Origin of the sequence: Acidovorax temperans (assembly GCF_028596105.1) — a bacterium.
Classification (GTDB): domain Bacteria; phylum Pseudomonadota; class Gammaproteobacteria; order Burkholderiales; family Burkholderiaceae_C; genus Acidovorax; species Acidovorax temperans.
The window spans coordinates 188,972-210,716 of sequence record NZ_CP117193.1 but is presented as its reverse complement, the minus strand read 5'-3'; the positions used below and the strand labels follow the sequence as shown (position 1 = coordinate 210,716).

Annotated in this window: 19 protein-coding genes; 7 read left to right on the top strand and 12 right to left on the bottom strand. The window is 65.2% G+C overall.

All coding sequences use genetic code 11. The features are described 5' to 3' along the window. Window positions 1–154: 154 nt before the first annotated feature. Window positions 155–1,564, bottom strand: a complete 1,410-nt coding sequence (locus PQV96_RS00905; RefSeq protein WP_273625212.1) for a DUF2130 domain-containing protein — start codon at window positions 1,562–1,564, stop codon at window positions 155–157. 199 nt (window positions 1,565–1,763) lie between these two features. Between PQV96_RS00905 and PQV96_RS00900 the strand changes: the two genes are divergently transcribed. Further along, window positions 1,764–2,891, top strand: a complete 1,128-nt coding sequence (locus PQV96_RS00900; RefSeq protein WP_207374408.1) for a Fic family protein — start codon at window positions 1,764–1,766, stop codon at window positions 2,889–2,891. 85 nt (window positions 2,892–2,976) lie between these two features. Here PQV96_RS00900 and fosX read toward each other — a convergent pair whose 3' ends face one another. The 7 genes from fosX to PQV96_RS00865 form a co-directional block, all read right to left on the bottom strand. Further along, window positions 2,977–3,396 (bottom strand): FosX/FosE/FosI family fosfomycin resistance hydrolase, encoded by a 420-nt coding sequence (gene fosX, locus PQV96_RS00895; protein ID WP_242638192.1) that lies wholly within the window; start codon window positions 3,394–3,396, stop codon window positions 2,977–2,979. After that, the gene (locus PQV96_RS00890) at window positions 3,396–4,346 is read right to left on the bottom strand and encodes an FRG domain-containing protein (protein ID WP_198846992.1); all 951 of its coding nucleotides are present in this window, start codon (window positions 4,344–4,346) and stop codon (window positions 3,396–3,398) included. Before PQV96_RS00890 ends, fosX begins: the two co-directional genes overlap by 1 nt. A gap of 24 nt (window positions 4,347–4,370) precedes the next feature. Continuing rightward, window positions 4,371–6,212, bottom strand: coding sequence for a DEAD/DEAH box helicase (locus tag PQV96_RS00885; protein ID WP_207374407.1), 1,842 nt, complete (start codon window positions 6,210–6,212; stop codon window positions 4,371–4,373). 263 nt (window positions 6,213–6,475) lie between these two features. Further along, window positions 6,476–7,237, bottom strand: a complete 762-nt coding sequence (locus PQV96_RS00880; RefSeq protein ID WP_066696604.1) for a 3-oxoacyl-ACP reductase — start codon at window positions 7,235–7,237, stop codon at window positions 6,476–6,478. Window positions 7,238–7,300: 63 nt separating this feature from the next. Beyond that, complete coding sequence (locus PQV96_RS00875) at window positions 7,301–9,292, bottom strand: UvrD-helicase domain-containing protein (protein WP_273624266.1); 1,992 nt, start codon at window positions 9,290–9,292, stop codon at window positions 7,301–7,303. Window positions 9,293–9,491: 199 nt separating this feature from the next. Then, window positions 9,492–9,710, bottom strand: a complete 219-nt coding sequence (locus tag PQV96_RS00870) for a hypothetical protein (RefSeq protein ID WP_273624264.1) — start codon at window positions 9,708–9,710, stop codon at window positions 9,492–9,494. Then, window positions 9,707–12,619, bottom strand: a complete 2,913-nt coding sequence (locus PQV96_RS00865; RefSeq protein ID WP_273624263.1) for a DNA topoisomerase III — start codon at window positions 12,617–12,619, stop codon at window positions 9,707–9,709. The genes PQV96_RS00870 and PQV96_RS00865 overlap by 4 nt, the downstream gene beginning before the upstream one ends. 133 nt (window positions 12,620–12,752) lie before the next feature. Between PQV96_RS00865 and PQV96_RS00860 the strand changes: the two genes are divergently transcribed. The 4 genes from PQV96_RS00860 (at window position 12,753) to PQV96_RS00845 (ending at window position 15,573) form a co-directional block, all read left to right on the top strand. Continuing rightward, window positions 12,753–13,346, top strand: coding sequence for an SET domain-containing protein (locus tag PQV96_RS00860; RefSeq protein ID WP_198846989.1), 594 nt, complete (start codon window positions 12,753–12,755; stop codon window positions 13,344–13,346). Then, window positions 13,343–14,191 carry a biotin--[acetyl-CoA-carboxylase] ligase gene (locus PQV96_RS00855; RefSeq protein ID WP_273624261.1) on the top strand — a complete coding sequence of 283 codons (849 nt, stop codon included), beginning with the start codon at window positions 13,343–13,345 and terminating at the stop codon, window positions 14,189–14,191. Before PQV96_RS00860 ends, PQV96_RS00855 begins: the two co-directional genes overlap by 4 nt. A gap of 25 nt (window positions 14,192–14,216) precedes the next feature. Further along, window positions 14,217–14,933 (top strand): SPOR domain-containing protein, encoded by a 717-nt coding sequence (locus tag PQV96_RS00850; RefSeq protein WP_198846987.1) that lies wholly within the window; start codon window positions 14,217–14,219, stop codon window positions 14,931–14,933. A 172-nt stretch (window positions 14,934–15,105) separates the two neighbouring features. After that, entirely contained in the window at window positions 15,106–15,573 is a 468-nt protein-coding gene (locus PQV96_RS00845; protein ID WP_207374402.1) for a YidB family protein, read from the top strand. Between the two features lie 155 nt (window positions 15,574–15,728). On the opposite strand, the gene PQV96_RS00840 is transcribed toward PQV96_RS00845, so the two are convergent. After that, window positions 15,729–17,027: an acyl-CoA dehydrogenase family protein gene (locus tag PQV96_RS00840; RefSeq protein WP_273624260.1), complete on the bottom strand. Its 1,299-nt coding sequence runs from the start codon at window positions 17,025–17,027 to the stop codon at window positions 15,729–15,731. Window positions 17,028–17,222: 195 nt separating this feature from the next. On the opposite strand from PQV96_RS00840, the gene PQV96_RS00835 reads away from it, so the two are divergent. Further along, on the top strand, window positions 17,223–18,029 hold the full coding sequence (locus PQV96_RS00835) for an SOS response-associated peptidase (RefSeq protein WP_044396201.1): 807 nt from the start codon (window positions 17,223–17,225) through the stop codon (window positions 18,027–18,029). Between the two features lie 130 nt (window positions 18,030–18,159). Here PQV96_RS00835 and PQV96_RS00830 read toward each other — a convergent pair whose 3' ends face one another. Together PQV96_RS00830 and PQV96_RS00825 are read right to left on the bottom strand one after the other, a co-directional pair. Continuing rightward, the gene (locus tag PQV96_RS00830; RefSeq protein WP_273624259.1) at window positions 18,160–19,533 is read right to left on the bottom strand and encodes an esterase-like activity of phytase family protein; all 1,374 of its coding nucleotides are present in this window, start codon (window positions 19,531–19,533) and stop codon (window positions 18,160–18,162) included. A gap of 83 nt (window positions 19,534–19,616) precedes the next feature. After that, window positions 19,617–20,567, bottom strand: coding sequence for a DMT family transporter (locus PQV96_RS00825; protein ID WP_273624258.1), 951 nt, complete (start codon window positions 20,565–20,567; stop codon window positions 19,617–19,619). Between the two features lie 66 nt (window positions 20,568–20,633). On the opposite strand from PQV96_RS00825, the gene PQV96_RS00820 reads away from it, so the two are divergent. Beyond that, window positions 20,634–21,572: a LysR family transcriptional regulator gene (locus PQV96_RS00820; protein WP_207374397.1), complete on the top strand. Its 939-nt coding sequence runs from the start codon at window positions 20,634–20,636 to the stop codon at window positions 21,570–21,572. Here the strand turns inward: PQV96_RS00820 and PQV96_RS00815 are convergent. Next, on the bottom strand, window positions 21,542–21,733 hold the full coding sequence (locus PQV96_RS00815) for a hypothetical protein (RefSeq protein ID WP_273624257.1): 192 nt from the start codon (window positions 21,731–21,733) through the stop codon (window positions 21,542–21,544). The two genes, PQV96_RS00820 and PQV96_RS00815, sit on opposite strands and share 31 nt — an antisense overlap. Between the last annotated feature and the right edge of the window lie 12 nt (window positions 21,734–21,745).

The window sequence follows — 21,745 nt, the reverse complement described above, 5'->3', positions numbered from 1 at the left end:
TCATGTGGCGGGCAGCACCCAGCCCACGGAGGGTTGATAGCCCAATCGCCCTCTAGCGCTTATTCAGAAAGCGCCAGCAGCTATCAAAACAGAAGCAAGACCAGCCACCGGGCAGGCGCTCACCACCCATCACCTGCCCCCATGCGGGCCAGCATCACTCCAGATCCGAGATCTGCGCCTGCTTCAGCTCCGCAAACTTGGCCGCCATCGTCGGGTTGCCGCGGGTCAGCTTCTTGATGGTGAGGTCTTCGGCCTTGTCGTTGGCCAGGCGCAAATTGTTCGCTGACTTGTGCAGCGCTTCCTTGGTCTTCTCCAGGTCCTTGATGGCCTCGTCAATGCGCTTGACGGCCTCCTCGAACCCGTCTGACGCCAGGCGCCAGTTGCGACCAAACGCGCCCTTGAACTCTTCCAGCTGCGATTCGAACTTGGTGATGTCCAGGTTCTGCGCCTTCACCAGCGCCAGCTCTGACTTGTATTGCAGCGACTTCATCGCCGCGTTGCGCAGCAGCGTGATGATGGGAATGAAAAACTGCGGCCGCACCACGTACATCTTGGGGTAGCGGTAGAACACATCCACGATGCCGGTGTTGTACAGCTCGCTCTCGGGCTCCAGCAGCGACACCAGCACCGCGTACTCGCAGCCCTTTTCATTGCGGTCCTTGTCCAGCTCTTTCAGGAAGTCTTCGTTGCGCTTCTTGGTGGCCGTCTCGTCGCTCTCGTTCTTCATCTCGAACATGATTGAGACGATCTCGTTGCCCGCCTCGTCCACGTCGCGAAAAATGAAGTCACCCTTGCTGCCGCTGCGCGCGTCGTTGTCCTTCTCGAAATACGCACGCGGAAACGCCGTGGCGCGAATGCGGTTGAACTCCGTCTCGCAGTGCTGCTCCAGCGTCTCGCCCACCATCTTGGTCGAGAGGCGCGCCTTCATGTCCCTGAGGCGCGCAATCTCGCCGTCGCGGTCGCGCAGTTGCAGGGCGTATTGCTCTTTGATGGCGTTTTCTTCCAGCTGCTTTTTCACCACCACCAGGTTCAGGTCGTTCTTCAGTTCATCGCGCTCGCGGGCCACCACCGTCACCGCCTCGGTCACCGCCAGCCTGCGCGCCACCTCAGCCGCCTCCAGTTGTGATTTGAGCTGCTGAATCTCCGCATCCTTCTTCGCGGCCACGCCCTGCAGCTCTTGCGCCTGCCGCGCTTGCGCCAACTGCTCCGCCGCCTGCTGCGCCTGCCGCGCACGCTCCAGCTCATTCGCCAACGCATCGCGCTGCTTCTCTACCGCGCTCAGCGCCTGTGCCACCGCCAGGTCGCGCTCCACACCGCCAGCATCCAGCTGCGCCTTCAGGGCTTGAATCTCGGCATCTTTGGCCGCAGCCGCCTTCTGCAACTCATTGGCCACCTGGGCCTGCGCCAGCGCCACCGCATTGCGCTTGTCCTGCTCGGCCAGCTCCAGCCGCTCATGCAACTGCGCGGCGAAGTCTGCATCGCGCACCTGCTTGAGGATGTCGGCATAGCCGGATTCGTCCACCTTGAAGGCTTTGTGGCAGTGGGGGCAGATGATGTCGTGCATGGCGGTGATCGTGGTCTTGTTTCGTTGGGTGGGGAGCATAGCGGGCACCAAGCAAAGCAATGGGGTGCGCTGCACGCGCGCTAGGGATGTCCTGACATGGACGTCTCCAGAAGAGCAAGATTCGGCAGCGACAGTTGTGCGGCGAAAAGCACGTTTATTCACCGCATATTTTGCGGCGAATAACCCGCATAATCACCGCATGCGTCCCCACCGCCCCACCCGCACGCCCCGCTACCTCTGGCAATTGCCCGATTGGCCGAACCTGACTTTTGATGCCGCAGCCCTGGCCGCGCCGCTGGCGCAGGTGCACCGCGCACAGGGCATGCTGGCCGGGCGCATGGCAGCGCTGGGGCTGGCACAGCGGGACCAAGCCACCCTGCAGGTGCTGACGCAAGAAGTCATCACCACCAGCGCCATTGAAGGCGAGCGGCTGGACCTGGACGCCGTGCGCTCCTCCGTGGCCCGCAAGCTGGGGCTCGATATTGGAGCCCTGGCACCCAGCGACCGGCATGTGGACGGCGTGGTGGACGTGGTGCTGGACGCCACCCGCAACTTTGACCAACCCCTGACCCCCGAGCGCCTGTTTGGCTGGCATGCCGCGCTGTTCCCTACCGGCTACAGCGGGCGCACACGCATCACCGTGGCCGCATGGCGTACCGATGCCAGCGGCCCCATGCAAGTGGTGTCCGGCCCTGTGGGAAGGGAGAAAGTGCACTTTGAAGCCCCACCCGCCGCCACCCTGCCCGCGCAAACCCAGGCCTTTTTTGACTGGTTTGAAGCCGCCCCGGAGGGCGACGCCCTCATCAAAGCCGGGCTGGCCCACCTTTGGCTGGTCACCTTGCACCCGTTTGACGACGGTAACGGCCGGCTGAGCCGCGCCGTGGGCGACATGGCTCTGGCCCGGGCAGAAGGAACGCATCAACGCTTTTACAGCTTCAGCGCCCAAATTCAGCGCGAGCGCAAAGACTATTACGACCAGCTAGAGGCCACCCAAAAAGGCCCGCTGGACGTGACCCCGTGGCTGCACTGGTTTCTGGGCTGCCTGCTGCGCGCCGTGCAGGGCTCAGACGCCACACTGGCGGGCGTGCTGGACAAAGCCCAGTTCTGGCAACGCTGGGGGGGCACGCTCATGAATGCCCGCCAAACGCTGGTGCTGAATCGCGTGCTGGACGGAATGGAAGGCAAGCTGACCAATGCCAAGTGGGCGGCGATGGCCAAATGCTCACCCGACACGGCGCTGCGCGACATCAACGACCTGTTGGCCCGGGGCGTGCTGGCGCGGCTGGAAGGTGGTGGGCGGAATACCGCCTACATCTTGGTCAAATAGGCTGCTAGCGCTTTATCAATAAGCGCCAGCAGCTATCAAATCAGAAGCAATTCACGGCCTGGCGGCGCAACAAATCCCCACCCCCCTACCCCTGCGCATACCGAGCCAGCCGCTGCGCCAGCGTGCCGGTGTGCAACTCAAACAAGTGGTTGTCAAAGTCGTAAAAGTACAGCGACTGCCCCTCACCCTCCACCCGTGGGCGGGGCGGTTTCACATCCACCCCTAGCGCCCGTAGCCGCGCCTCGCAGGCGGGCAAATCCTCGTCAGCCACAGCAAAGGCGACATGGCGGTAGGTGCGCTGTGCCGGTGGCTCCCCCTCCATGAACGCCAGCCACAGCCCGCCCAGCAGCACAAACTTTTCGCGCGAGAGGGAGAAGTTGCTGCCCTGGCTGTCGTACACCTCTTGCCCGCCCAGGCCTTCGCAGAACAGGTGGGCGGTGCGGTCTACATCGCGCACGATGAAGGTGAGGTGGCTGAGGCCGAGGATGGGGGAGGTTGCCGACATTAATTCATATCCGGGATTCCAAAACCAGCAAAACCAGAATAATCAGGATATATTGTTGAATGATTATATCCAAAAATATTCTCCAACTTTCTCCTTATCTCCAGCTTTAACGTTGATTTAATTCGAAATGTATAAACCGGATTAACTGGAGGCGCTCCAACATTTGGATCAAACTTGTGAGGCCTCAAGGCTAATGATGAGAATTTACGCAACTCATCAATCTTCCAGTGGCCATCCTTACTTAAATTAGTGCCTTTAGGGACCTGAAAACTATTATTACCAATTTTCTTCGTTGCAGGAACTCCTCCCATTAAAAACCCACCATTCTGTGCAAAAATTCTTTGATCTACGCTTGACGGCTTCCATGCAAAATAAGAAGTTTCCCACAGGTGAAGTTGCTTCGCCTCTATTTTAGGATTATTAATTTTCCAAGGCCTATGCAAATCATCTTCCCACTCACGCAGTAAGTTATCCTCATTAATTAACTTATCTGTAATATCAACGAGAAAAATCCGTCCATCGGCGTTAGAAAATTGCTCAACCCCATTATAAATCATTTTCTCCACAGCAAAAAATACGCCGACCCATGCATTGAAAGATATATCAACCAACCTAGTTGGTGCACCATAATGCTGCAACATAGCCAGCTGATTCAAAATAGAGAGCCGACCTCTGCCCATAGGAGAGTGCAATCCCCAACGATGCAAGTTGGCTAGTATTTCACCCTCCTTCCTCTGCATTTCCATTTCATCGGGAGCCTTGGATTTACCTGCCAAGAATTTTCTATAAAGTGAACTGTGCAATGGCCAATCTGCATTTACCTGGCCTCGCCAAGCAAATCGTCTCCCCTTTTTTTCTGAAGTGATTGCCACTTTGTTAATTAATTCGACGAGCTCATCAAACCCATCAATTGAATGTTCAAAAGGCTCCCAAAATTTCTGTGCACTCATTAAACGTTCTCCCAATAAAACTATTTAAACGCCCAACACCAACCTCTGCGTAGCCCTGGTCGCCGCCACATACAACACCCGGGCCGCCTCCCTGCGCGCCAGCACCTCGGCCTCTGACAGCGCCAGCGCACCCTCTCCCGGCTCGGTGACCTCTGCTCCCATTCGCTCCAGCCGCTCCACCCCCGGTATCGCCACCACCGGGAATTCCAGGCCCTTGCTCACCTTCATGGTCATGACCTTCACGCTGTTGGCCAGCGGGTCGTAGTCGCCCGGCCCCAAGCGGTTTTGCACGGGCACGCCGCGTTTCGCGAGTGTGCTGGCGCACAGGTCGCGCGCTTTGGCGTCGCGGCACAGAACGGCCATGTCGCCCCAGGCAAAACCGTCGGCATGCGCACCTTGCAGCAGCTCTGCGATCTTGGCGGCCTGTTCGGGCAGGGTGGGCAGGTTGATGACGATGGGCTCGGGGCCGTCGCGGCCGCAGCTCACGGGTTTGACGAGGGGGATGCCGTCGTCGTCGCGGTCTTCGGCGGTGAGCAGGTCGCCCGCGATGGCGTTGGCGGTTTGCAGAATCTGCCGCGTGTTGCGGTAGTTGATCTTGAGGATGGTGGTGCGGCCCTGCGCCTGGATACCCACGCTTTTGAAGCTGAAGTTCTTTTTGCGGCCGCGCTCATAAATGCTTTGCGCGTCGTCGTACAGCACCAGCAGGCTGTTGGTGGTGGGGTCCACCATTTGGGTGACGAGCTTGAGCCATTCGGGCGCAAAGTCGTGGCCTTCGTCGATGAGCACGGCGAGGTATTGCCCGGTGGGGATGTGGCCCCGGTCCACGCCGGTGATGACGCGCTGGACCATGTCGGCAAAGAAGGCGTCTTGCGACTGGTTGTTAGCGGGCAAGGCCTGCCCATAGGCCACCAGTTGAGCCCTGGCCCATTTGTGGAAGTGGACGCAGTGCACGCGATCGCTCAGGCCCTTGGCGGCCATGGTGGCGGCGAGCTTGACGGCCAGCGGCTCGTTGTAGCAGAGCACCAGCACGGGTTTGCCTGCGGCGTGGGCGCGGGCCAGGTATTCGGCGCGGTAGCCCAGCACCATGGTTTTGCCGGAGCCCGCCACGCCGTGGATGACGCGGTGGCCGTCGCCCAGGCTGCGGGCCAGTTGCTCTTGCTGCAAGTCCATCACGCGCAGCATGTCGGGCACTTCGGCCTGCATGGCGGCTTCGTCGAACAGGCTGGCCTGCTCGGGGATGCGCACTTGCGGAAAGAGAATCCAGCGCACGCGGTCAATCTGCGGCAGGGTGAGCGTGTGGTAGCGCTCGTAGGGGAACATCTCCCACAGGCGGCTTTGGAAAGTCTCGGGCTCCACGCTGTCGGTCATCTCGTCGCTGCAGATGACGCGGTGGGCGGCAATGGCCTGGCCCAGCTGCGCTTCGGTGAACTGCTTGCGGGTGATGTTGGGCAGCACCACGCCGTAGCTCCACGCAAACACCACTTCGCCCTGGCGGCGGCCATCGGGGTGCACCAGGCGCTTGTCGGCGCGCAGGGCGTCGAGCACGGTGTGGGCGTAATGGCGGGCCTGGGCAAAGGGGGACTGGATGGCTTTGGGCTCACCGCTGGCGGCGTCCAGAATCGTCCAGTCTTCCTTGTCGGCCTGCACAATGGTGCTCAGGCGGAAGTCTTTGACCTCGAGAATCAACAGCCCCCGGCTGGGGTGCAGGACGATGAAGTCGGGGTGCAGTTGCTGCGGGCCGACAGGTACGTCGTACCAAAGCAGGTAGTCGTCGTCGAGTTTGTCTTCCAGCCTCTCGGCCAGGCGCTTTTCTCCAGGTGTCATGCGCCGCAAGCACGCACCCAGTGCCGGTATCAATATCGCCATGCTGCTGGCGCCTCCTTTGAACTTGTGTGTAATTGTTAACACACTGTAGTTGCAGAGGGCGAAACGCGCAACCTGAAAAGCGCAAGCAAGCCGCACAGAGCGTGGCGGCGCCGAGGGCAATTCTTTATGAACCGAATTGGCCTCTAGCGCTTATTCAGAAAGCGCCAGCAGCTACCAAAAACATAGCAACTAATGTAAACCAGTGCGCTTGCAAATGTCACACGCGGCGCAGCGGCTGCGCCACGGTGGGGCGGTGAAACCGGTCAGCCTTTGACCAGCCCGCAGTCCACGATGAGGTTTTGCCCCGTGACCGCCCGCGCCCAGGGGGAGAGGAAGAACAGCACGGCATCGGCAAACTCTTGCGGGGTGGTGACGCGGCGCAGGGGGGTCATGCTGGCGATGAGGTCGAACACGGCTTCGGGGGTGGCGCTGCTGGCATCGGTGGTGCGCAGCAGGCCGCCGGACACCATGTTCACCGTGATGCCGTGCTGGCCCAGGTCGTTGGCCGCTGTGCGGGTGAACGAGAGCAGCGCGGCCTTGGCGGCGGTGTAGTCGTGGTAGGGCACCACGGGGTTCTGGAACAGGTTGGTGCCCACATTGACGATGCGGCCGAAGCCTTGTTCGCGCATGGCGGGCAGGGCGGCCTGGGTGGTGTTGAGGGCGCCTTTGACGGCGCCTTCGAGCTGCTGGGCAAAGCGCTGCCAGGTGATGTCGCCAATCTGCGGGCGGGCGTCGCCATCAAAGCGGAACTGGGCCAGGGCGTTGTTGACCACGGCGCTGATGGGCTGGCCAGTGCGTTCGCGCGCCTGGGCAAACAGGCGTTGCACGGCGGCGGCATCGGTCACATCGGCCTGCAGGGCCAGGGCGCGGGGGCCCAGTTCTTCGGCCAGGGCCTGGGCAGCAGCGTCGCTGTGCAGGTAGTTGATGACGACCCCAGCGCCTTCGCGCGCCAGCGCGCGGGTGATGGACTGGCCCAGCCCCCGGGCGCCGCCGGTGACCAGAACCCATTGTTCAGACAGTTGCATGGTGATCCTTGGGGAAGGTGGTGTGCGAATGTGGCAAAGCTGCGGACGGGCGCCACTGTGCCATCAGGCCGGAGCCTTGGCGGCCTGTGTGGATTCTGCATAGCCCAGTTGCGCCACAAACGCGCTGGGCCGCTGGCGGTGGGCCAGCAGGGTGAGCTGCTGGCGCGCGCGGGTCATGCCGACGTAGAGGGTGTTCTTCTCTTGCGCAAAAGGTGCCTGCGGGTCGGGGAAGGCGCCTTGCTCCAGGTAGGGGATGAGCACATGCTCAAACTCCAGCCCCTTCACATGGCCGATGTGGGCCAGCACCAGGCTGGCGGTGCTGCGCAGTTCGCGCTGGCGCTGCTCGGCGGCGTTGAGGTGCAGGAAGTAGTCGCGCGCGCTGCCAAAGGCCTGGGCGGCGTGGCTCAGGCCCGCCAGGTTGGCCAGGGCATCGGCCCGGCGCTGGCGCGAGACGAACACCTCGCGCACCACGGCTTCGATCTGCAGGGCTTCGAACAGGCGGGCCAGGGTGTCAGGGCCGTGCGCTTCTTTCGCCACCTTCAGGGCGCGCTGCAGGCGCCGCTGCATGGCGGGCTCGACGTTGGGCACGATCTGGTTGGTGAAGAAGCTTTCTAAGAACAGCGGGTTGTCCGTCACGCTGCGGATGGCGTCGGCCAGCAGGTCGTGCTGCGATTCGTGCTCGCGCCCCTTCACGACGATGCGGGCGCCGCAGAAGAAGACCAGGGCGCGCATGAGCTTTTCTCGGGTGCGGGGCTCGGTCACGCTGTCGAAGTTGTCGGTGGCCACGGCCAGCAGGCCGCGCACCAGCAGCACCTCGGGGCGCAGCAGGTAGCTTTCAAAACCGCTCACGGTGTAGGGCACGCCATCGGCCAGCAGGCGGTTTTCGATGGCGATGGACTGGCCCGGGTGGCGCAGCAGCACGGCCAGCCCGGCCATCTTGCCGCGCGTAGCGGTGCGCCAGTGCTGCACCTGGTGGGCGATCAGGTCCACGCATTCGGCCTCGTCGTCGTAGCCCAGCAGTTGAACGGCGGTGTCGTGCACGGCCAGCGAGCCGTAGGGCTTGTCGGCCAGCCGCCCCGCTTTGGTGGCCAGCTTGCGGCCAAAGCGGTGGCTGGGCGTGAGGGGCAGGCGCGCCACCGGGCGGCCGGTGTGCACAGTGATGGCGTCGCCCATGAACACGGCATCGGCCCCGTGCGCGCCGTAGATGACCTGGTCGCGGTCGCCCACGCCGCAGAACTGGCACTGGGTCGAATCGAGCAACTCGCGCAGCACGCGGAACGATGCCGCGTTCATGTCGTGCATCTCGTCCACCAGCACCATCTGCAGGTTGTGCGGCCAGGGGCGCAGGCTGGCGGCGGTGTCGCCCTCCAGCAGGCGGCGGGCCAGGTCGTAGGTGGCATCGTAGGAACCGCGAAACAGCGGCTCGTCGGCCAGCTCGCGGCGGCGGATGCGTTCGTAGGCACGGAACACCTTGAGCTGGGTGTAGCCAATGCCCAGGTCGCCCGCATAGTCGGGCGTGGCCGGGCCGTCGTCGCGCTCTAGGTCGTCTTTCAACGTGCCTTTGAGCCACAGGGCCATGGCCAGAAAGTCTTCGATAAAGCCCGCATCGCCCGCGCTGGGCAGTTGCAGCTCTTCGGGCCAGCGCTCAGACTCGTTGGCCTCGATGCGCTGCACGGCCTCCCACACGTAGGGGCGCAGGGCTTCCTGGGTGTCGATCTGCTCCACGGGCGGGGCGTAGGGCTCTTGCAGCATGGCGGCGCAAAAGGCGTCAAAGCTGGCGATGCGAAAGCGCGCCACCACGGGCGCGGGCAGGCCAATCTTGCGCAGCGCGGCCTGCAGGGCCCGGCAGGCGGTATCGGTGTAGGTGAGGGCCAGGCAGCGCTCGGGCGGCATGCCGGTGGTCCACGCCTGTGCCATGCGCAGTGCCAGCGTGGTGGTTTTGGCGGCGCCTGCGTTGGCCTCGATGATGAGCGTGCGCTCGGCCGACATCTGCACGGCGATTTGCTCGTCGGTGGGGGTGATGTGCTTGGGTTGGTACGGGTGAACGGTCGCCAACGGGAATCCTCAGGAGTGCAGGGGCTGGAAAGCGCTGCGGGGTGCAGCGCAGGGGCCGCAGGGGCCGAGCCAAGCCGCGCGGGCTTAGAGCGGCTAACAAAACTCAGCGAAGCGGTTCTGGCTAGGCACTGTGTCGTAGGCAGTACGAGCAGTACGACAAGACACAGCAACGACGCCAGAAGAGTTTTGTTAGCCGCTCTTAGCGCCGCCGACCCACGCCCAGGTCAATCTCGCCATAGACGGTGACACCGCTGCTGCCACCGCCCACGTCCGTCACAGCGTTGCCTTGGGGGCCACTGCTACGTTTGTACAAAGGGCCAGAGGCATCGCCCCCGGCCGGGGCCGTGCCCGCGCAGCCTGCGAGCAGGCCCAGCGCTGCGCACAGCGCCCAGGCCCGTGCGCAGGCCAGCGGCGTCATGCGTCGCCGCCCAGGTGGTTGCCCAGAATGCCCGCCAGCTCGAACATGCCCGCGCTGTCTTTGCCAAACACGGCGCGCAGCTTGTCGTCGGCGACGATGGTGCGCTTGTCCTTGGGGTCTTGCAGGTTGTTTGCCTTGATGTATTCCCACATCTTCTTGACGGCCTCGGGGCGCGCCACGGGCTCGTTGCCGATCACGGCGGCCAGGGCGGCGCTGGGCGCTTTGCCTGCGGCGGCCTTGCGCGGCGCTTTGGCAGCGGTGGACTTGGCTGCGGCCTTTTTGGCAGGGGCTTTTTTGGCCGCTGCGCCCGTCTTACTTGCCTTGGCAGCTACTGTTTTTGCAGCAGCACCGGGGCGTGGGGGGAACTTGCTGGGCGCAAATTCAAAGTTGACCTTGCCCGCCTCCTTGTCCCACGCCAGGTGGGCCTTGAAGTTGCGGCGCGTGCGCATGCTCACAAACTTGTCGAGCAGGTCCGTCTTGCCGGTCTCCAGCAGCTTGGTCATCTGCTCGCGCTCCACGGGCTGCTGCAGGATGATCTTGCCGCTCTTGAATGTGCAGCTGGGTGTGGGCTGCGCGGCGGTGGGTACGGCCTTGCTGCACACGTAGTTGCTGCCGTGCTCGTGCACGTCCGATCCGCAGATGGGGCAGGCACCCAGCGATGCGTCTTCAAACTCCACCAGCTCGCCCGATTCTTCGGCATTCTTGTCATCGCCAAAGTCGAATTCGAGCTTGTAGTTGTGCGCCTCGTCGTCGTACTTGAGGACGATCTCGGACGTGAACGGCCAGCCCGCCTTGGAGCGGAAGCCCTCCAGTGGGCCGATCTTCTTGTCGCGCAGCAGCTGTTCGGCCTCGGCCGTTTCAAAGGTGCGGCCGGCGGGCGACTTGCCGAAGCTGAAGCCGCAGCCTTCACCGCCCGCCTTGCCCACGCAGGCGTAGCGCCGGTAGTTCTCCTTCACCACACCGCCGCAGTTGGGGCAGGGCGACTGCAGCGTGGCGTAGTCGCCAGGGATGGTGTCGCGGTCGTATTCCTTGGCCTTCTTCACCATGCGCTCGGTCATGGCGGCAATCTCGGCCATGAAGGCTTCGCGGCTGAGCTGGCCCTTTTCCATTTGCGAGAGTTTGTATTCCCACTCGCCCGTGAGTTCGGCACGGCAGAGTTCTTCCACCTCCAGCCCGCGCAGCAGCGTCATCAGCTGGAAGGCCTTGGCCGTGGGGATGATCTCGCGGCCTTCGCGCAGCATGTACTTTTCAGTCAGCAAGCCTTCGATGATGGCGGCGCGGGTGGCTGGCGTGCCCAGGCCTTTTTCCTGCATGGCGCTGCGCAGCTCTTCGTCGTCAATCTGCTTGCCCGCGCTTTCCATGGCGCCCAGCAGCGTCGCTTCAGAGTAGCGTGCGGGCGGCTTGGTCTTGAGGCCCTTGGGATCGACCTGCAGGGTGTTGACCATTTCGCCGGGCTTCACTGGCACCAGGTTCTGGCCCTTGTCACCGTCCTTGCCGCCTTCCACTTCGTCGGCCGCTTCCTTGCCATAGATGGCCAGCCAGCCCGGCTTGACCAGCACCTTGCCTTCGGTCTTGAAGCTGTGGGGCGCTACCGTCGAAATGCGGGTTGTCACCGTGTATTCAGCGCTCGGGAAGAACACCGCCATGAAGCGGCGCACGACCAGGTCGTACAGCTTCTGCTCGGCCTCGCTCAGGCCCGATGGCGCTTGCGTGGTGGGGATGATGGCAAAGTGATCGCTGACCTTGCTGTTGTCGAAGATGCGCTTGGACGGGCGGATGTAGTTGTTGTTCAGCGCGGTGAGGGCGTGCGGCGCCAGGTGGCGCATGCCGCTGTCGGCCAGCATTTCAAACGTTTGCTTGGCCACGGGCAGGTAGTCCTCGGGCAGCGCGCGCGAATCGGTACGCGGGTAGGTCAGGGCCTTGTGGCGCTCGTACAGGCTTTGCGCCAGGGCCAGCGTGGTCTTGGCGGAAAAGCCGAACTTGCCATTGGCCTCGCGCTGCAGGCTGGTCAGGTCAAACAGCAGGGGCGATGCCTGGGTGGTGGGCTTGCTCTCTTCGGTGACGGTGGCCTGCTTGCCGCGCACGGCGTTGGCAATGGCCTGCGCTTCGGCGGCAGACCATACGCGGTCGGCTTTGGCCTCCGCATCTTCGCCCTTTTTCCACTTCGGGTCGAACCACTTGGCGGGGTATTCACCCGCCTGGGCGCCAAAAGTGGCGTGGATTTCCCAGTAGTCGCGGCTCACGAACTTGCGGATTTTTTCCTCGCGCTCCACCACCAGCGACAGCGTGGGCGTCTGCACCCGGCCCACGGTGGTCAGGAAGAAGCCACCATCGCGCGAGTTGAAAGCCGTCATGGCGCGCGTGCCGTTGATGCCGACCAGCCAGTCGGCCTCAGACCGGCTGCGCGCGGCGCTGGCCAGGCCCGCCATCTGCTGCTCGGAGCGCAGTGCGTTGAAGCCATCGCGAATGGCCTGTGGCGTCATGGACTGCAGCCACAGGCGCTTGACGGGTTTGCCCAGCGGCTTACCGCCCCCGGCGTACTGCTCGATCAGGCGGAAGATCAGTTCCCCCTCGCGGCCCGCGTCACAGGCGTTGATGAGTTCGGTCACGTCTTTGCGCTTGGCCAGCTTGACCACCGCGTTCAGGCGGCTCTTGGTCTTGTCCACGGGCTTGAGGTCAAAGTACGGCGGGATCACGGGCAGGTGGGCAAAGCTCCACTTGCCGCGCTTCACGTCAAACTGCTCGGGGGCCTGGATCTCTACCAGGTGGCCTACGGCGCTAGTGACCACATAGCGGTCGTTCTCGAAGTGGTCTTCGTGCTTTTCAAACTTGCCCGCCACGGGCGTCAGCGCGCGCACGATGTCCTGCGCCACTGAGGGTTTTTCTGCAATTACCAGGGTCTTGGTCATTTTCGGTTTCTCGCCAGTCGTTCTGGTTGCCCGCACTGCGGGCGCTTCTACAATTCGGTTCTCGCGCGCATGCACACGCACACACGCGCACGCACACACATGTGTGCACCATCAAGTTAACAGAGTTTTAGCCATGGCCCGCAATGCAACGCCTGCCGACCCCAACGCCCACACCGGCCGCCGCATCCAGACCCGGCGCTCGGGCGTGCACGGCAGGGGAGTTTTTGCCCTGCAGGACATCGCCGCTGGCGAAGTGCTGGTGGAATACACCGGCGAAATCATCACCTGGCAGGAAGCGCAAGACCGCCACCCCCATGACCCCAGCCAGCCCAACCACACGTTCTACTTCCATGTGGACGAAGACCGCGTGATCGACGCCAACTACGGTGGCAACTCGGCCCGCTGGATCAACCACAGCTGCGACCCCAATTGCTTTGCCGATGAGCGGGACGGCCGCATTTTCATCACCGCGCTGCGCAATATCAAGGCGGGCGAAGAGCTGAACTACGACTACGGCCTGATCATTGAAGAGCGCTACACCCCCAAGCTGAAGGCCGAATACCCCTGCTGGTGCGGCGCCGCCACCTGCCGCGGCACGCTGCTGGCCCCCAAGCGCGGCTGGCGCCCACCCATGCCCGACCTGCCTGCGCCAGAGCCCCGCACGGCCAAAGCCAAGGCACCAAAAACCGGCAAGGCCACTGAAGCCAAGAAGGGCCGCAAGGCATGACCGCCCCCATCCGCTGGCCTGCCGAGGCCGTCTGGGAGGCCGTGGCCCCGCTGCTGCCGGGCTTCACGGTGGAAGTGCTGCCCAGCATCGATTCGACCAACACCGAGCTGATGCGCCGCGCCCGTGCCGGGCAGACCGAGCCCACCCTGCTGGTGGCCGAGCAGCAAACCGCCGGGCGCGGCCGCCTGGGCCGCGTGTGGCAGAGCGATGTGGGGGCTTCCCTCATGCTGTCGCTGGGCCTGCCCATGGCGCCCAGGGACTGGTCGGGCCTGTCGCTGGCCGTGGGGGTGAGCGTGGCCGAGAGCCTGCAGCCCACCCTGCCCCCGCTGGAGCCGGGCCAGCCTCCGCGCATTGGCCTGAAATGGCCCAATGACCTGTGGCTGAGCGGCGACCGCAAGCTGGGCGGCATTCTGGTGGAGACCGCCAGCTTTGTGGCACCCCAGGCTGCGCAGCCAGCCACAACCCATGGCACCGCTGCCCGCTACGTGGTGGTGGGCATTGGCATCAATGTGCTGCCCCGCAGCGGCGAGGGCATGAGCATGCCCCCCGGCTGCCTGCAGGACGTGGAGCCCGGCCTGGACGCCCCCACCGCCCTGCTGCGCATCGTGCCCCCGCTGGTGGCCATGTTGCAGGGCTTTGAAGCCTGCGGCTTTGCGCCCGTGCAGCCCCGCTTTGCCGCACGCGATGTGCTGCAGGGCCGCCCCGTGACGCTGAGCGACGGCCAGACCGGCACCGCCCACGGCGTGGGCGAAGACGGCGCGCTGCTGGTGCACACCGCCCAGGGCATGCAGGCCGTGACCAGCGCTGAAATCAGCGTGCGCCCCGCCGTGCTCTCCACCCTCTGACACCCCTTCTGAAAAAGCCCTGCCCATGCTGCGCCTTGCCGTCATCGCCCTGCTGCTGGCCAATGCCGGTTACTACGCCTACACCCAGGGCTGGCTGCGCAGCGCAGGCCTGGTCACCCCCGAGCAGGCCGAGCCGCAGCGCCTGCAGCAGCAGATTCGCCCCGAAACGCTGAAAGTGCTGCGCGCGCAGGGTGCCACCAACAACCCCACGCCGCCGCCCGCACCGGCTGCCGCCCCGGCGGCAGACACCGCCGCATCGACCCCTGCCCCCACGGCAGCCGCCCCGGCCGATGCGGGCGAATGCCTGCAAGCGGGCGTTTTTGACGACAAGCAGGCCGCCGCCCTGCGCACCGCTGCTGCCGCGCTGCCCCCCGGCAGCTGGAGCCTGGAGCCCACGCCCATCACCGGGCGCTGGATGATCTACATGGGCCGCTTTGACGACCAGGACACGCTGGACAAGAAACGCGCCGAATTGCGCGCCCGCAAGGTGGACTTTGACCGCGCAGGCGGCACGCTGGAGCCGGGCCTGTCGCTGGGCCGCTTCTCGACCGAAGAAGCCGCGCAGCGCGGCCTCACGGCCCTGAACGCACAGGGCGTGCGCACGGCACGGGTGATTCAGGAGCGCCAGGCCGCCACCGGTTTCATCCTCAAGCTACCCGCAGTGACCGACGCCCAGCGCCAGCGGTGGCTGGCCACCCTGCGCCCTGCCATGGCAGGCAAAACGCTGGGCAGCTGCAGCTGAGACCCTGCCCCCGGTTTGCACAAGTTGACCATTGGCTCCGCAGGCCCATGGCCGCTTGCGGCACACTGCCCCCACGCACACGGTGCCACGGCCTGAACCGGCCCGCAGCCCGTGCCGCGCAGCGGTGGGCCAACCCGCCTGCCTTTTCAACGGTTTCACAGGGAGCAGCACCATGGGTTTATTCGATTCAGTCGTCGGCGCAGTCTTGAACAACGCTGGCCAGGCAGGGGGCAACGCCGCAGGCGGTGGCTTGGGCGGGCTGCTGGGCATGGCCGCCCAAAACCCGCAGCTGGTGCAGGCCGTGCTGTCCCTGTTGAGCAACGATGGCGCGCACGGCGGGCTGGCGGGGCTGGTAGAGCGCTTTCAGCAAGCGGGGCTGGGCAACGTGCTGCAGTCGTGGATTGGCACGGGTGCCAACCTGCCGATCTCGGGCGAGCAACTGGCCAGCGTGCTGGGCCAGGGCACGCTGTCGCAATTGGGCAGCCAGGTGGGCGCCGCCCCGGCCGATGTGGCCCAGCAGCTCAGCCAACTGCTGCCCGGCCTGGTGGACCGCCTCACGCCCCAAGGCCAGATGCCCCAGGGCGGCCTGGGCAACAGCAGCGACCTGATGGGCGTGCTGGGACAGTTTTTTCGCGCTTAGAGCGGCTAACAAAACTCTTCTGGCGTCGTTGCCGCGTCTTGTCGTACTACGCGTACTGCCTGCGACGCGGTGCCTAGCCAGAACCGCTACGCTGAGTTTTTTAGCCGCTCTAAAAGCGTGCAGCCCCGGGCTGGCCAAGCTCAGCCCAAGATTCATCAAGCCTGCAGATGCGGCGGGGCCGCCAGCTGCTCGGGCGTGGTGAAGTAGGCGGTGTGGCTGCCCAGGCCCGTGCGCGCCTGGGCCAGCACCTGCCGGGCCACGGTGCGCAGGTGCACCTCATCCGGCCCATCCATCAGGCGCAAAGCGCGGCCCCAGGTCCAGAACGCGGCCAGGGGCGTGTCGGGCGAGAGGCCCATGGCGCCAAAGATCTGCATGGCCCGGTCCACCACGCGCTGCTGCAGCCGCGCAGCCACCACTTTGATCGCAGCCACCTGCGCGCGCACCTGCCGTGGCTCGGCCGCCCCCCCCTGGTCCAGCAGCCAGGCGGCGTGCAGCACCATCCAGCGCGCCTGGTCGATCTCGATGCGCGAGTCGGCCAGCCACTCTTGCACATTGGCTTGTTCAGACAGCGGCTTGCCGAAGGCGTGGCGCTCCAGCGCGCGCTCGGCGGCCAGTTGCAGGGCCAGCTCGCACTGGCCAATGGTGCGCATGCAGTGGTGCACCCGCCCCGGCCCCAGGCGCGCCTGCGCCATGGCAAAGCCCTGCCCCCAATCACCGAGCAACGCAGTGGCGGGCACGCGCACGTTGTGCAGGCGAATCTCGCAGTGCCCCTCGGGCGCGTGGTGGTGCAGCACGCGGATGTTGCGCACCACCTCCACCCCCGGCGTGCCCACGGGCACCAGCACCATGCTGTGGCGGTGGTGGCTGTCGGGATCGGCACTCTCATCGGCATCGGCATTCCGGCACAGCACGATGAGCAACTGGCACTGCGGGTGCGCCGCGCCGGTGATGAACCACTTGCGGCCGTTGAGCACCAGGGTGTCGCCCTCTCGCCGCACCGTGGTCTGCAGGTTGGTGGGGTCGGACGAGGCCACGTCCGGCTCGCTCATCGCGAAGGCCGACCGGCACTGGCCGTGCAGCAGCGGCTGCAGCCACTGGGCGCGCTGCGCTGGCGTGGCGAAGCGGTGCAGCAGCTCGATGTTGCCGGTGTCAGGGGCGCTGCAGTTGAACACCTCTGCCGCCCAGGGCAGGCGGCCCATGGCTTCGGCCAGCGGCGCATAGTCCAGGTTCGACAGGCGCGTGCCGGGCTCGTCGTCGCCCAGCGTGGGCAGGAACAGGTTCCACAGCCCTTCTTCGCGCGCCAGGGCCTTGAGGTCTTCGAGGAACGGCGGCGGGTAGTCGCCCGCCTGCGCGGCGGCATGCCAGGCGGCGTTGTAGGGCAGCACGTAGCGGTCGATGAAGGCGTTGAGCCGATCGCACATCTGCTGCGCCAGGGGAGAGGGGTTGAAGTCCATGCGGCCATTGTGAAAACCGCGCCCGCCCGTGTCAGAACGCAGGCGACACCCGGCTTGACGCAAGTCACCACGGGGCGCCGCCGTGCATTGCCAGCGCCCAAAATGCTAGCTTTTTTATAGCTTATGGCGCTTATTGCACAAGCGCTGGATGGCATTTTCGTGCATCACCTTTGCCGAACAAGGTACGATCCACCCATGACCACCCAGTACGAAACCCTGCGCCACGAAGACACCTACCGCGAGGCTTTTGGCGTGGAGCCCCCCGCAGCGCTGGGCGAGCGGCTGCTGTGGCCGCGCAAGCCTGGCTGCTTCATCGTGCACCAGGCCGTGGCCACGGCGCTGCTGTCGCCCGAGCCCTCTGCTCCTGCATCGTCTGCACCGGCACCAGCCGCCCCGCTGGCGGCAGAGCCCGCTGAAGGCAACGCGGCGGATGACACCACCACCCCACCGCCAGCCGACCGCACCCGCGTGCTGGTACCCGCGCAATGGGGGCTGGTGCCGCACTGGGTCAAGTCAGCGTCTGACGCCAAACTGCGCGCACCCAAGCTGGTCACGGCCAAGTCGGATTTGGCGTCCACTGGCACGGCGTTTCGCGAAGCGTGGCTGCAGGGCCAGCGCTGCATCGTGCCTATGCAGTCGTTTTACGCCGACGACTACCGCAGCGGCAAAGCCGTGCCCACGCGCATTGCCCGGGTGGACGGCAAGCCCATGGGCGTGGCGGGCCTGTGGGCGCGTTGGCGGGGTGCGGATGGCGAAGTCATCATCAGCTACGCCCTGCTGACGGTGAACGCCAACAACCACGCGCTGCTCAACCGCTACCAGCAGCCGGGCAGCGAAAAAAGCATGCCCGCCATCCTGAACGAAGGCGCCTACGACGCCTGGCTGACGGCCCGCCAGGAAAAGGCCAAAGAGTTTCTGCGCCAGTACGCGCCCCAGTACCTCACGGCCAACCCGGTCGAGAACAAGGCCGACAAGGTGCCCAAGAAGGACTGGCTGGGCTGAGAGCCTGGTCAAAGGACTTTCAACGCCCCACCCGCACGCAAAAAAACACCCAGGGCCTGCATTGCAACCCTGGGTGTTTTTCTTTGAACAAGGTGCCTTGCGGCACCCTCAGCGCTGCACCGGCAGGCGGTCAACGCGCCTTGAGCAGCGCTTCGACCTGCAGCAGCACCAGCTCGTTGTCGTCGGCCTTGTTCGGGTCGCGGCTGGAGCTGAAGGGCAGGTTGTTGTCGTTGCCGACCACGATGTGCTTGTCGTCCACCACGTCCACGTTTTCAATGGTGAAGAAAGGGAAGGCGAGCACGCCGTTCGTCAAAGGCTTCTTGGCCAGGCGCTGGGGGTCCTGGATGTTCATGAGGTCGATGTAGCCGATCTTGCGGATCTCGCCGCCCACATTGGCATCGCTCATCTCGATCTTGTACACGCGCTTGAACTTGGCCAGGTCGTGGAAGCAGTCGGTGCGTTTTTGGTCTGCGGGGCAGGCCTTGTCGGCCGTGCCTTCGCCGTTGTCGCGCTCGATGATCAAACCGGTCGTGTTGTCGATCATGTTGAAGTCGCCAATCGCGTGGTGGTTGGCCTCCAGCACGTACTTCCAGTGGCGGCCCGTCCACTGCTCGGTCTTCACGTCGAATTCGAGCACGCGCAGGTACTGCTTGCCGCCCACGTTTTCGTAGGCCTTGGCCGCCTCGTTCCACAGCGCGCCTTCAAGCAGGGCGTAGAGCTTGCTGCCGTCCTTGCTGGAGGCCATGCCTTCAAAACCCTTGGAGCGCTTCACGTCAAACGCCGTGGGCTTGGCGTCGGGGGCACCGGGCATGAGCACGCCGGGCGCGTCGGGCGAGCGCACGACCTTGCCGTCCACCTTGGTGTCGAACACGGCCAGCACCTTGCCGTTCAGATCGGCCTTGATGAGGTAGGGACCAAACTCTTCCGCAATCCACAGCACGCCACCGGCGAACTGGAAGCTCTCGGGGTCGAAGTCCGCGCCCGTCAGGTAGCGCTTGTCGGTGCCTTCTTGCGTGATGCGGAAGGGCACTTTCTTGTCGGGGTCGTGCAGGAAGACGGTCTTTTGGCGGCTGAACTGGCCGCTCTGGAAGTCCACGGTGTAGTGGCTCAGGTGCAGCATGAAGTCGGGCGAGTTGGCCTTGGAGCCAGCGCCGTTGTCCGTCAGCAGCCAGTAGCTGCCGTCGGCCATGCGCTTGATGCCGGAGTGGCCCTGCACCGGCTGGCCATCAAAAGGCAGGCTGATGCCCGTGGGGCGGCCGGCAGACAAACCCATCACCGAACCCAGCTTTTCCACGCGCTGGGCGGTGGTGAACTTGCCAGCGTGGCGCAGGTCGGCCGGGGCGTCTGCGGGCGCGGGAATCACGGTGAGTGCAGGCATCACGGCGTGACCCGCCAGCGTGGCGGGGAAGGCTTGCTGCGCGTGAGCGGTGAAGGCTGGCGACAGGGCAACGCAAACCAGCGCAACGCTGGCAGCCAGGCGATTCAGAGAGAAGAAAGCAGACATGGTGGCAAGAGTGCACAAAATGAAAGGCGCCACCTTGCCGGGGGGATGTGACGCGGGTGTGACGCAGGTGTCAGCGACTCCCCTCACCGCCGTGCCATCCACAGTGCAGCCCCCACCACCAGCGCCCCGCCCAGCCAGCCTTGCGGCCCCAGGCTTTCGCCCAGCCAGGCCACGGCAAACAGCGCGCCCCAGGCGGGCTCGGTGCCGGTGAGCAGGCCCACGCGGCTGGGGCTGGTGTGTTTGAGGGCCCAGTTTTGCGCCACCAGGGCAAACACGGTACAGCCCAGCACCAGGTAGGCGGTGGCCCACCAGAAGGCGCTGGCGGCGGCCCAAGTGGGAAGCGGGGGCAGGCCTTGCGGCAGCAGCGCCCAGCCCATGGCCAGGGTGCCCACGCCCACCACGGCCGACTGCACGGTGGTGAGCAGCAGCACGGGCACGGGGGCCGCGCCCGGGGCCGCGCTGGGCGAGACGTGGCGGGCCGCCCGCGCCGTGGCGCAGGCCATGAGGGCGCGCAGCACGGCGGCGGCCAGCATGAGGGCGTCGCCCCCGCTCCAGCCGCCCTGCCAGCCCCCGGCCAGCAACAGCGCGCCGCACAGCGACACGGCCACGCACATCCACACGGCGCGGCTGGGGCGCTGGCCCATCAGCGCCCATTCGGCCACGGGAGTGAACACCACACACAGGCTGATGAGGAAGGCGGCGCGGCTGGCGGGCGTGTGGGCCACGCCATAGGTTTCGCACACAAAGATGGACAGCAACAAGGCCCCCAGCGGCAGCCCCTTGCGCAGCGCGCCCCACCGCTGCGCGGCCGTGGTGCCACGCAGGGCCACCGGCGCAAGCAAGGCCGTGGTGAGCAAAAAGCGCACGGCCAAAAAGCCAAGCACCGGGTAAAACGCCAGCGCCCCCTTGGCCACACCGTAACTGGTGCCCCAGACCATGGCGACCAGCAGCAGGGCCAGGTCGGCCCCGCGCAACAGGGGGGATGGGGAGGCGGGCAGAGAAGAAGCGGGTGACACCGCGGCAGAAGAAGTCATGCCGTCGATCGTAGATTTGCGCTGCCACGCTGATAATCAGGCATCTCAGAACAACATTTGTTCCCCATGAGCACGAATAAAGCCCTGGCCCCAGTAGCCCACCTGGCCCACCTGGCGGACATGGCCGTGTTTGCCCGGGTGGTGGAAGCAGGCAGCTTCTCGGGCGCGGCGCGGGTGCTGGGCACCACGCCATCGGCGGTGAGCAAGCAGGTGGCGCGGCTGGAAGGCTTGCTGCGCGTGCGCTTGCTGGAGCGCACCACCCGCAAGCTGCGGCTGACCGAAGCAGGCCACGCCGCCCATGGCCATTGCCAGGCACTCGAGGCCGCGGCACGCGATGTGATGCAGCTGGCCGACCAGCACACGCATGTGCCGCAGGGCCTGGTGCGCATGAGCGCGCCCAAGGCCTATGGGCGCCAGCGCATTCACCCGCTGGTGGCGCCGTTTCTGGCGGCGCACCCGCAGGTGGATGTGCAGCTGGTGGTGACCGACCGGGTGGTGGATCTGTTTGCCGAAGATGTGGACCTGGCCATCCGCATCACCGACACGCCACCGCCCGGGCTGGCGGGGCGCCCGCTGGAGGCGGTGGAGCACATCGTGTGCGCCAGCCCCGCCTATCTGGCACGGCGCGGCACACCGCAGCACCCGAGCGAGCTGACGGAGCACGATTGCATTTACCTGGGAGAAGACCCGAGCGACCGGCGCTGGCGCTTTACGCAGCGCGGGCAGGCGGAGTCGGTCACAGTGGCAGTGCGCGGGCGCTACGTGGTCAACCACAGTGAAATGCGCCGCGAAGGCGCGATAGCAGGCCTGGGCATTGCCAGCCTGCCGGGCTTTGCCGCACAGGGCGCGCTGGAGCGTGGGGAGCTGGTGCGGGTGCTGCAGGCATGGCAGCACGACACGGCCTACTCAGGCACGGCGTGGCTGCTGTACCCGCCGAATCGTTTTTTGCCCAGCCGCCTGCGGGCGTGGGTGGATTACTTGGCCAGCGCGATACCGCAGGGCTGAGCCACAGGCAGCGCCCAGGCGCGGGCCGTGACAGACAAAACCGCCAGCACGGTGCAGTTGCTGGCATGGGCCACGTTGGCGGCCAGACCGGCGACCAGGGAGGGCGCGGCGGACGCAGAGGACACGGTAGAGACAGCAGTGGCAGCAGTGACAGCAGACATGGGAAGACTCAA